The 11,525-nt window shown below is 65.4% G+C and carries 6 protein-coding genes and 2 pseudogenes; 7 read left to right on the forward strand and 1 reads right to left on the reverse strand.

Annotation, left to right across the window (positions count from 1 at the left end; translation table 11 throughout):
• From FLV34_RS37675 to FLV34_RS37700, 7 genes and pseudogenes are all read left to right on the forward strand, one after another.
• Window positions 1-572: transposase (locus FLV34_RS37675; protein WP_187280841.1), on the forward strand; the 572-nt coding region annotated here is incomplete at its 5' end.
• A 425-nt stretch (window positions 573-997) separates the two neighbouring features.
• Window positions 998-1,183, forward strand: a pseudogene (locus FLV34_RS43525) (helix-turn-helix domain-containing protein); the annotation flags it as partial.
• Between the two features lie 201 nt (window positions 1,184-1,384).
• Window positions 1,385-2,257, forward strand: coding sequence for a hypothetical protein (locus FLV34_RS37680; RefSeq protein WP_328710964.1), 873 nt, complete (start codon window positions 1,385-1,387; stop codon window positions 2,255-2,257).
• A 61-nt stretch (window positions 2,258-2,318) separates the two neighbouring features.
• On the forward strand, window positions 2,319-3,563 hold the full coding sequence (locus FLV34_RS37685) for a hypothetical protein (protein ID WP_147945420.1): 1,245 nt from the start codon (window positions 2,319-2,321) through the stop codon (window positions 3,561-3,563).
• Window positions 3,560-6,889, forward strand: a complete 3,330-nt coding sequence (locus FLV34_RS37690; protein ID WP_147945421.1) for a hypothetical protein — start codon at window positions 3,560-3,562, stop codon at window positions 6,887-6,889. Before FLV34_RS37685 ends, FLV34_RS37690 begins: the two co-directional genes overlap by 4 nt.
• 14 nt (window positions 6,890-6,903) lie before the next feature.
• Window positions 6,904-9,708 carry an RNaseH domain-containing protein gene (locus FLV34_RS40980; RefSeq protein ID WP_187280842.1) on the forward strand — a complete coding sequence of 935 codons (2,805 nt, stop codon included), beginning with the start codon at window positions 6,904-6,906 and terminating at the stop codon, window positions 9,706-9,708.
• A gap of 478 nt (window positions 9,709-10,186) precedes the next feature.
• Window positions 10,187-11,397 (forward strand): IS3 family transposase gene (locus FLV34_RS37700; protein WP_147945423.1). Its coding sequence is split into 2 segments (ribosomal slippage): window positions 10,187-10,496 and window positions 10,496-11,397, totalling 1,212 coding nucleotides; the frame shifts between segments, so codons are not numbered across the junction.
• A gap of 33 nt (window positions 11,398-11,430) precedes the next feature.
• Here FLV34_RS37700 and FLV34_RS37705 read toward each other — a convergent pair.
• Window positions 11,431-11,525 (reverse strand): annotated as a pseudogene (locus FLV34_RS37705) (IS5/IS1182 family transposase); the annotation flags it as partial.

Genomic DNA, 11,525 nt, shown 5'->3' on the forward strand with positions numbered 1-11,525 from the left:
CCGGCGTCCTGCTGGTCACCAGCGACTGCCACGCCGGGCTACGTGACGCGATCGCCGCCACGCTGCCCGGCGCCTCCTGGCAGCGCTGCCGCACCCACTTCGCGAGAAACCTGGGCACCTGTGTCCCGAAGACGGCGCAGCCGTGGGTGCACACGATGCTGCGCACCATCTTCGAACAGCCCGACACCGAGTCCGTGCACGCCCAGCACCGGCACGTGGTCGAGGTGCTGGAGGCCAAGTACCCCAAGGCCGCCGACCGGCTGGACGAGGCCCGTGATGACATGCTGGCCTTCACCGCCTTCCCCACGGCCGTCTGGCGGCAGATCTGGTCCAACAACCCCCAAGAGCGGCTGAACAAGGAGATCCGCCGCCGCACCGACGTGGTCGGCATCTTCCCCGACCGGGAGGCCATCGTCCGCCTGGTCGGCGCGGTGCTGGCCGAGCAGAACGACGAGTGGACCGAGCAGCGCCGCTACATGGGCCTGGAGATCCTGGCCGAATGCCGTAAGCACACCCACTCTCAAAATGAGACAAATGATGCTAAAGTGAATATCGAGGCGATTACGGCTTAGAAGTTCGCCGGATTACGAGTGGTCTTCTCATACACCACGATCATGGACGCGGCCAGACACCGTCTCCGCTGAGCCGACCGGAAACGGCCGACTGCTGCAGCGAGAGGCCTGGCGGTGGGCGCAGCAGAACCGTCAGGCGGACGGCGATCTACCCAGCGGTGTCGCCATCGCCCGGGCCTTCGCCCGCAGCCCCCGCTGGGGCCGCCTAGTCAAGAAAGCTGGGCTTGCCGGCGAACTAGGCTGCTGAGCAGCGCTCCAGTCAGTCCAATGGGCTACGGCGGGCGGTCCGAACCTGCAGGTCACGTGTGGTGGCTGAATCGCCGTGCTGCACAGGACCGGCATCCTCGGGGCGGGACCAGTTGAGGGCCTGGCAGTCTGGGAATGTCGCCCTTCCAATGAAGTCTTCATTCGACTTCTATGGAAGTATGCCGCCTCCCCTGCGAACCATCGACCCGGCGCGACTGGCCGCTCGGCGTGTCGAGCTGGGACTCACGCGTGCAGCGCTAGCCGAGCGAGCCGGGGTATCGCCCCGCATGATTTTTTTCTATGAGGAAGGACGACATACGCCGACGCCAGCGCGATTGGAGCAGCTGGCTGCGGCTCTCGGCTGTGAGGTGGATGCACTGACCGGGGCCCAGCGCGGACAGGAGACGTTGGTCGACTTGAGGTATGCCGCAGGGCTCACCCTCGAGCGAGTCGCCGAGCTTCTGCGTGCTTCGCAGGCGGGGCGAGTTTTGTGCGTCTCTGCCTCCAAGATCTCCGCTTTGGAGAACGGTCGACCGGTTCGAGGACGGTACTGGCAGGATCCCGAGATGACCGGGCGGCTGCTCGCTCCGCTGGCCAAGGCGTATGGTGTGCCCGTTCGAATGGTGCTGGACGCCTGGATGCGTACGCGGGTGAACGAGCCGGCACCGGTGCTGGCGGACAGGCCGAAGCGGGAGTTCTCTAGGTCTGCGCTGGCGACGTGGGAGTCGCTGAATGAGCGTCAACGTATCTACCTGGGGGAGATCATGCGGGACGACCGCATGACGGAGACCGAGATGTGGATGCGGAGGATCCAACGGCTGCCGGTGCCGCGAGCAGCCGAATGGCGCAAACTGCCTTTAACGCTCAAGGCCGCGCCGTCAATGGTCGGCTACACCCGCCTGCAGGAGCGCCTTCGCCAGCGTGGAGTACACGATCCCGGCGCCGGGCAGACCGTGCACGCACTGGAGCGGCGGGGTCTACTGGTTGTCAGCGAGGACTCGATTGAGCATCCCGCTGTCGGTGAGGTCGGCCGAGTGCTTGTGGAGATCACCCGGCGTGGTCGTGCGGCTGCGCGGGCAGGGCTGGGTGAACCTCGGGAGCCAGACCCTGCCGTCCATCTGCTCTCCGAGTGGCTATGGGGAGTTTTGGTGCGTGTCGCTGTTGCCGAGCCGCTTGGCTTGGAAGATGACCAACTGGCGGGTCGCTCTCTCTTCTTCATCGGTGTGGGCTACAGAGGTAAGGCTGGAGGGCGGCCGAGCCGCGGTTTCGTGGATTCCGTTCCTGTCATGGCCCCGGGCCGCACACATGTCGTCGAATACCGGTGGCGGCTGACTCAACTCGGTAGACGCCACATAGAGGAGTACCTCACCGTCTATCGACAACTCTATCCGAGCGTCGATACCACAGGACTCGATACTCCTGTGGGCGACATACTATAAATGAATAGCTCGCCCTCTTCGTGGAAGGTCTTGTCGTAGGTGACATTTACGCTCTGCACCTGTGACGAGTCCTACGGATGACGGTGTACAGAAGCTCGACGAGGTCAGGGTCCGCTACCTTGTGACCCGCGCCGCCCTACGCGCGGCCAAGGCGATGACCACACCAGGGTTGGAGCCGCAGCAACGCCTTGCGACCCTGATGGAGTGCCACGGCACGATGCTGGCGGCGCGAGGCCCGGGGAGCCCCCTGCCGTTCGGAGAGTTCCGTCGAGCTCTCAAAGGCGACCTGGCTGGCCTGTTGCCGGAAGGCGTCAAGCCCCTGGACCTGGACGGGATGCTGGTCGTCGACCAAGACGGGCAGATCACCGAGGACGCCTTCGACCTCGACCTTGAGCAGCGGATGCTGCTACACACCCTGCGCAAGCTCGACAGGACCGCGGGCGTGGTGAGCGATCGAGAACTCCAGTCTGAGATTGATCAGGAAACGGCCTACGCGCTGTTGAAGAAGCAAGGCGACCAATCCGTGTACGCGGCCGGCCGTTCGGACCTGATCCGGCATCCCGCAGGCCCCGTCAGCGAACTGTGCGAGCTGAGGCTGCCCCCCTTGGTCGTTGACTTTTATAAGGAGATTCCCTACGACTCGGTCTATCGAGGCTGGTGGTTCCCCTGCCCGATCTGCGCCTGGCCAATGCGCCTGGTCGTCCGGAAGAACGCCGGCGAGCGGGTAGGAGCGGCTCGCTGCTGGCATGCCCCGCATGCCGACATGGGAGCCTCCTACCTGTTCCGGCTTCCGGCGGACTCCAGCGTCCCAGAGTTGTTGCCCGAGCCGTCCCCTCCCCGCCCCGGCGGCCGACAAGCCGTGCTCTATCCAGATATCAAGGAAGTTCCGTCGGCTCTGTCCGCTGATGGCCACAAAGCTCTCGCTCGGGGCATCTGGCGATACACAACCGTTCCCGGACTGCCCGAGTTGGCTCTGCATGACCGGCTGGCTGAGCGCGGACTGAAGGTGGAGATGTGGCCAGGCTTGGACGCATACGACCTTCTGGTCGAAGTCGGCCCAAAGCGAGGCAAGAAGAAGCCGTTCAAGGTCGATGTCAAGGACTACACCTCGGCTACGACGCTCGCCAAGCTCATCCACGCTCAAGAGGGGGACAGAGGCGGTGCCGACTGGTTGGTGGTCCCGGACTACCGGGCCAACCAGGTGCCGCTGCTGTCGGGGGTGTGCGCGAAGTACGAAATGCGGGTGACCACCGCCTCTGAGTTCGGCGAAATGGTCTGTGCGAAGTCAGGGGTGAGCTGGGCATGAGTGATACGCCGATTGGTGAGACTGCGGTCTTCACCGCGCTGGCCCTGGCCGCCCACTACTTCCCCCAAGCGGTAGAGGGGGACGCTCGTGCTGCCGCCCCCTTCGCCCAGGCGGCTTTCCTGCTCTCGGGGAAGTACCAGGCGTGGGACCGCTGGAAGGGCCTCTCCCACGAGGAGAAGCAGCGGATCGCCATGGTCTGTTCGATCGCCCCTGGCGAACTCGCCGACGTCCGGACCTTCTCTGTCGCGGCGCGTTCCCTGCTTGCACCCCTGAGGCCGGAGGCACCCGGCGGTACGCCATCCATGGCGCCGTTCGAGCTTGTCGGGGAGAACCCGTTCACCGCCGGCGCCGCGTTGCCGAGGGTCGGGGGCGACCTGCTCGGCTACGTTGACCGGCAGATCGCGCGCTTCCGGCGTCCCAGCGCCCGACCCAAGCCTCTGGAGTTCGCTGGTCCGGGCACGTGGGCCACGGGCGAGATTTTCGTCAAGGAGGTGGGCCAAGTCCACGGAAGGCTTGTCATCCCCACCTATCCCCAGTTTACTGAGCCGCTCGGCCACGATCGGCTCCCCCATGTCGCGACCGCTCCGCACCTCGCAGATTTGCGGATCCCCACGCCCGAACTGCTCGACCTTGCGGAGAAGATCGACTTACGTTATCCGGTGGAGAAGCGCTACCTGCGCCGGACCCTCGGACAGCTTTTCGACGTGCTGCAGACCACTGACACGGTGTCGCCCCAGGAGGCGCTGACGCTGACCGCAGGCGGCATGGAGATCTTCAATGCGCCCACCGGTACCGGCAAGAGCGTCATGGTTCGAGTCATGGCTTCCTGGTTCGCCGTGAACGACCTGCGCGTCGCCATCGTTCTGCCGGACATCAAGGCTTGCCTGGCTGCGACCTGGAATGTGCGCGAGGACTTGACCCATCTGCACCGCTCGGGAGTCATCGACCACGAGGTCACGTGTGCGCACCTCATGTCTTCCTCTCGCATGCACGGGCGTGCCCTGAAACTCGCCTCCTTGATCAACGAGGATCCCGACAGCCCGGGCGAGTGGGGGGAACGAGCCGAGCGCGACGTGGACCCACTGGCTTACGGCTGTGCACTGAAGACGTTCCTGGAAGCCACAGGAGACTACCCACCGGGGCGCGAGCCGTGCCTGACGCTTCACCGACAGGGTGTGGGCTCAGCAGCCTGTCCCTGGATCCCCACCTGTGGGAAGTTCACCCCAGTGTACGAAGCGTCCACCGCCAACGTCGTCATCATGAACCACTACGTGTTCATGCAGGGCAACTTGCGAATCGGCGTGAACCTGGACGGTCGCCCCATGCGGAGCATGACGGCGGCCGAGTTCGCACTTCGGACCTGCCACGCAGTGCTTGTCGACGAGGTCGATCAGTTCCAGTCTCGAGCCGTCGACATGTGCGCCAGCGAGATCGTCCTGCACTCCAGGCGCCACTGGTCGGCGGCACCCCAGGAGATGGACACCGACGCGAAGCGGCTGCGCATCGACGACGAGCACAACCTGCTACCCGCCGTCAGTCACGTCCGCCTCATGGCTGAGTTCCTGCTGCTGAGCATCTGCAAGAACGCCCTCAGCCTGCACGCCACGGAGGACGACCGTGCTCAGGCCCGTATCCCCGACCAGACCAGCACCCGCTGGCATCTGGCCCGCGGCCGGGACCGCACCTTGATCCGCTTGCTCTGGCCCGATGCGGACCAGGCGGAGGAGACGAACATCCCGGCGGAGCTGTTCCAGCAGCTCAACGCTCTGATGCCTGCCCGATACCAGCGCCTCGACCCGCTAACCGGACAGGCGAGCCTTCTCCAGCCCGACTGGCACGAGGTACGGGACGCGCTGGGCGCACTGGTGTCGCCGCGCGGTGAGCACCTGCTCGATGCGGTCAAACTCGAACTCCATCGCCTCCTTGAGGACAGCATCAAAGACCCGCACCAACGCGCGCAGGCCATCAACCTCCTTGTCACCCGGACCGCCATGATCGAGCTGGACGAGGCACTGTCGGAGCTGCAAGAAAAAGCACACGACTACCGCTCCTCCGGCCTGCGCTCGGCCCAAAGGATCGTGGAGAACCTCCAGGCGACAGCCGTCTCGTCGGTGCTCCCGCTCGGCATGCTCGGCCGTGCCATCACCGGCTACCGCGTCACCGGACTCGACGATAGGGAGAAGAACGCCGCATTGGTCGCCCAGACCATCGCCGGCGACCCGCACACCTTCACCGCTGAACTCGGCGGCATCGTCTCCCTGGTCCTGGCAGGCACCGAACGACCGGTGATGGGCCTGTCAGCGACCGCCTACTTCCCCCAAGCCGTGCGGGAACACCTCTACGCTCCGGTGCGCTGGTGGATGACCGACGCGCAGGCCAAGTCCATCCGAGCCAAGAAGCACCGCATCAACTACGGTCAAGGTCACCCACTCCTCGGCGAGCCCATCAAGGTCTCCGGCACCCACCCCAGTCGAAAAAAGGACGCGCTCATCGAGCTGGGTAGCAACCTGTACGACCAGTACATCCACCGCGAACTCGAACGCACGGCCATCCAGGATCCCGACCGCGCCCATGTCCTCGTTGTGGCCAACTCCTACGAACAATGCGCCTGGCTCGCGCGCGGCATCGCTCAGGCCGGCCGGTACAGCGGCGGACTGTGCGTAGCAGTCCGGTCCGAGGACCGGCATCGCGCCGATCCCGAACTACCCAGGGAGAACATCGCCGTACGCCTGACCGCAGAGCAGTTCGAAGACTTCCCGCAACACGGGAAGATTTTGGTCGTGCCTCTGTCACTCATCGCCAGAGGACTCAACATCGTTGTCGGCATCCGCTCGGCGGTCCGATCCGTCTACCTGTGCGTGCGCCCCCTCGCGCTACTCAACGAGCCCGCCGAGATGTACGGCAGCATCAACGCCGCCGGCCTACGTGCACTACCCGCGGGCGGAAGCACGGACCCGTCCCATGCCTTAGCCGAAGCCCACGACGCGGCCTGGGAGCGGCTGGCGCTCCTCCTGCGCACGGCCCCTCAGTTCACGGCCATGCACAAGTCGCTCCAGGAGGAGGTCGTGGCAGGCATGATCGTCGATCTCATCCAACTTGCCGGCCGTGCCCGTCGCGGCGGCACCGAAGCCGTACTGCATATGGTCGACTACGCCTTCCACGAGGACACCTGGAGCGCCGACCTGGAGACCGTTCTGCGCCGCATCCACTCCAAGTGGACACCGGAGGTGCGACAGCGGATGAACGACCTGTACGGGGAGGCGCTGAACGCGTTCCTCTCCTACGCCGGTATCGAACCCCATGAGCCCGGACAGCCTGGCAACTGAAGAGAAGAGGACGCGTGACCCAGCACGACCGCGAGCCCGGCAAGTACCTGAACACCCTCGCCTTCCGGTGCACCCCTGACCTGGTCGGCGACTCCACAGTGCACGTGCGGCACCTCGACAAGGCGACCTTCAAGCTGTGGGACGACTTCGACCTACAGTGCAAGCGAAAGTACGTCAACGAGTCAGCGCAGGCCCCCTACTCGATCGCCACCACCGTGCTCAGCATGCTCGGTGGCGGATACGTCTACTTCGAGCCGGACCACCGCGCCCCGTTCCTCGCCTCGCTCCACCCGATCGACAGCAAACTGCTCAGCCGCGTCTTCACCTTGACGTACTTTCTTGCCCTAGGCCAGAAAGTCGACACCATCGACCTCACCGCGCCACCTGAATTGGCCAAGCGGATCGCCAACACCCCTGAGCAGAAGTACAAGCTCGCCGATTACCTCACGCCTGCCAATGACAAGCAGCCTAAGGCGCCCAACTGGGTCTACCGGACGGTGGCGTGGGACCTTGCACGGCGGATGGCGGCCATCCCCTGGGCGATCTCCGAGAACAGAAAGATCATCCTGCGGCCCGACACCACCGGCGGCCTGGTCGGCCTAGACGACCCCTGGGAGAACGACCAGGGCGGCCGATACGCCTTGTCGCGAACCGCGCTGCGGCTGAAGACGCTTCCAAACATCACCAGCCCAATACTGCTACTGACATCCCGGGTGACCCGAATCTCCTCCTCGCTGATCTTCTCGACGACCGCGCTCGCAGAGCAGCCCGGCGAAGGCCATCCGGTGCTGGAGGTTACACTCAACGGCCGCGGGGGCGCCCGCACCGTCAATCGTCTCGCTCTCGAAGCGCTCGGCCGGCTGGAGATGGACTACTCCATCCTGCACGCCATCGCCGAGCGATCCAAGAGGGAGCAGGAGCTGCTCGGACGCGCTAGGGAAAACAAGGAGGCCGCCCGCTTTCCGCGCCAGCACCCCGGCCAGATCTGGCCCATCCTACCGAAGAACTTCTCATTCCCCATCGGCACGGGCACTGGCATGCAGCACCTTCGCCTACTCCACCAGCACTTCAACGAGGTGTTCGGGACCACAGCTGAGCCGCTCGTCATGCGCGAAGTCCGTATGCGGCTCCCACACAGGCCGAACGACCCGGAGAACGTATCAAAGCAGGAACTCCAGCGCCGCAAGGAGGAACGCGAAAAGAACAACAGCAAGGAACCGCTCCGCCCGCGCGGAAGCCTCTTTCCCACACCGGAATCTATCGTCGCCTCCATCGAGGCCGCCGGCTTCAAGAAACTGCGCATCGCCTGCCTCTGGTACCGAGACGAGACTCGCCTGCGGATGCTCGACACCTTCTGCAAGACCTACGGTCTCGACCCCGCGGGCCTCGATCCGAAAAACGGGGAGGAGATCAGCCTTCACGGCGGCCAGATCACTGCGGTATTCCACAAGGCCTTCGATTTCCTCAAGCCGGGGCATCCCGAGGGACGAGAAGAGGCCCTAAAGAAGGTCCGCGTATCGCTCCTCTCTCAGGACGATGTTCTCGTCGGCGCCTGGTGCGAGACCGAGATCCCCACAGCCGAGGATGCCCAGGACGATGGCAAGGTGGATCTCGACGACCTGGACGCCAAGCCCCAGACCAGGCACATCCTCGCGGGCCTCGATGTCCCCACCCAGTACCTCAAGGGCAAGGACGACAATGGCGCCATCAAGCCCAAGGCGAAGGACCACCCGGCCGAAATGGCCCTTCTCGATCTCTACCGCTCGCTCGGCGTCATCGACGACCGCATCGCGAACGCGCTCCGGCCCGAGAAAGCGGGCTACCCGGTCGATCGCATCGCCCATGTCGGCATCCACGTTCGGCAGCAGAACCGTCGCAAGGGCGAGTCGGGCCAGCCCAAGGTGATTATCACTGCAACAGCTCTCGTGCCGCCAGAGGTGGTCGGCGGTGCCTGGACCATGCTCGGCTGGAGCTCTACCCGGCCCGAGTGGCAGCCCTACCGTCTCGCCCAACCCGCCTTCCATGCCACCGCCTACCCCGAGGGGACCGGAGACAAGAAGAGCTACCGACAGCGATGGGACGACGCAGCCGAGATCGTTGAGCATGCCCTCAGCGACCTCGCCGAGGAATTGCACGGCATCCCGTACGTCGTGACGGTGGACGAGCTCGCCTCCCGGCGCATGTGGGATGGGCTGCAGAACATGCACCAGGGTTCCTCGCCGGAAGGCCGCACGAGCCGGTATTGGCTCCCCGGCAGCAGTTTGAGTCACGACGAGCGGCCCCGGGCCGTCATCCGCATCAACATCGAAGACGAGGAAGTGCCGCCTCCCGTCAGTACCACCCGCATCGCCAAAAGCGAGGACAGCGAGCCAGCGGAGGGGGAGACCGCAACCACGCTCTACAAGGTCGCCACGGATTTCGGCACGCCTGTGTGGATTTTCTGCAACGTTCCCCGCGCCTACGACGGTGACGGTGCAGGCAGGCTGGGATCGAAGTACACACGCTGGGAGGCGAAGCGATCCGTCTACTCCGAGAATAAGGAAGAACGTCGCAAAAGTGAGATGTCCCAGAACTGGTACTCGATGACAGCCAGCGAAATCTATCCCCTCTCGTGCGCCAATGGCGTTTCGGAAGAAGCCCTTGCTGTCGTTACGGCGAAGCTGTGCCACCAGACTCTCTTTTGGTCCGACCGCTCCCGCTTCCCCGTACCCCTGCACGCCGCACGGCAGATGGACCTTGACCACCCGCAGTACCGCCGTACAGCTCCTCTGGAGGAGAAGCAGATTTCCGAACCTGGCGCTGAGGAGTTTGTGGAGTAGACGTCAGGTGCAGGTAAGGCTGGGCGGTATGAGCCGAGACCGAGGCGTACGGTGACGGATCCCGCGTAAGCACTCGTGACGGATCGTCATCGTCGGGTCGGGAAGAGGGACGGCCCAGCCTGCGGATTCTGGCCAGGAACGTAGTGAAGCTCCTGGTAAGAAGTTGTCTTGCGACAGGCTGAGGCGGCGCTAGCAAATCAGGGCGCAGCCGACCGATGCTGAGGAAGGCGTGGTGGATGTCCTCGCGGGCTTCCCGGCGGATGCGCAGCCTGCGGAAGCCGTGCAGCAGGGCGAAGGTCTGCTCACGACCCAGCGCTGTTCGCCCAGGCCGAAGCCGTGCTCAGTGCCGCGTCGGGCGATCTGCGGGCGAACGCCCAGCGCCCGGACATGCTTGCGGTACTTGTCGTAGGGCCCTCCCCCCGAAGTGTGGACACCTTGAGTGCCAGATCATGGAGATCTGGAGACCGAGGAGTTCCTGGTGGTCATGAAGGTCTACCCGCCTGAGTTCAAAGCCGACGCGGTCGCGTTGTATCTGTCGGACCCGGCCCGGACGATCACGTCGGTGGCCCGGGATCTGGGGATCAGCCGGGAGACGCTGCGGTTGTGGGTGCGTCAGGCCCAAGCGGCGGGCACCGCCCCAGCGAAGGCGACGCCGGTGCCCAAGCGTGCAGGCGCCCCGCTACCGTCGGACGACGTGGAAGAGGAGAACAAGCAGCTCAAGGCCCGGATCCGGGAACTGGAGCTGGAGCGCGACATCCTGCGCCGGGCGGCGAAGTATTTCGCCGGGGAGACCAACTGGTGAGTCGCTTCCAGTTCGTCGCCGACCACGCGAGCGCCTTCGGCGTCAAGCGACTGTGCCGCGTCCTTGCCGTGTCCCGCTCGGGGTACTACCGCTGGCGCGCCGCCGCACCCGCGCGATCAGCCCGTGCCGCCGCGGATGCCGAGCTCGCGACGCGGATCAGGACCATCCACGTCGAGTTCGACGGGACCTACGGCAGCCCCCGCATCACCGCCGAGTTGCGCCAGGACGGGGCGCGCGTCAACCACAAACGGGTGGAGCGGGTCATGCGCGCCCACGGCATCGTCGGGCTGCACCTGCGTAAGAAGGTCCGTACCACCGTGCCGCAGCCGGCGGCGCAACAGGTACCCGACCTGCTCAAGCGGGACTTCACCGCGACCGGGCCGAACCAGCGCTACGTCGGCGACATCACCTATCTGCCCCTGGCCGAGGGCCGGTTCCTGTATCTGGCCACGGTGATCGACCTGCACTCGCGTCGGCTGGCCGGCTGGTCAATCGCCGATCACATGCGCACCGAGTTGGTGACCGACGCGCTGCACGCCGCGGCCGCCACCAGGGGCGGCACCCTGACCGGGGCGATCTTCCACAGCGACCACGGGGCGCAATACAGCTCTGCCGAGTACGCCGCCGTGTGCCGGCAGCTCGGGGTGCGCCAGTCCATGGGCGCGGTCGGCACCAGCGCGGACAACGCGCTGGCCGAGGCACTCAACGCCACCCTCAAGCGGGAGACCCTTCAAGGCGGCAGGTGCTGGCCCTCCGCCCGAGCGGCCCGGCTGGCCGTCTTCGCCTGGATCACCCGCTACAACACCCGAAGGAGGCACTCCAGCCTGGGCTACCTCAGCCCCATCGACTACGAACAACAGCCCGATAAGGTGCTGATCGCCGCTTAACAGCCGGTGTCCACACCTCGGGGGGAACTCCCCGGCGCCCTGATAGGCCTTGTCGGCCAGGGTGATGATCCCGGCTTGGTCGAGCGCGCGCAGGATGCCCCAGATCCGGGCGGCGGTCAGGTCGTGGG

This window comes from Microbispora sp. CSR-4, assembly GCF_008033685.1.
Taxonomy (GTDB): domain Bacteria; phylum Actinomycetota; class Actinomycetes; order Streptosporangiales; family Streptosporangiaceae; genus Microbispora.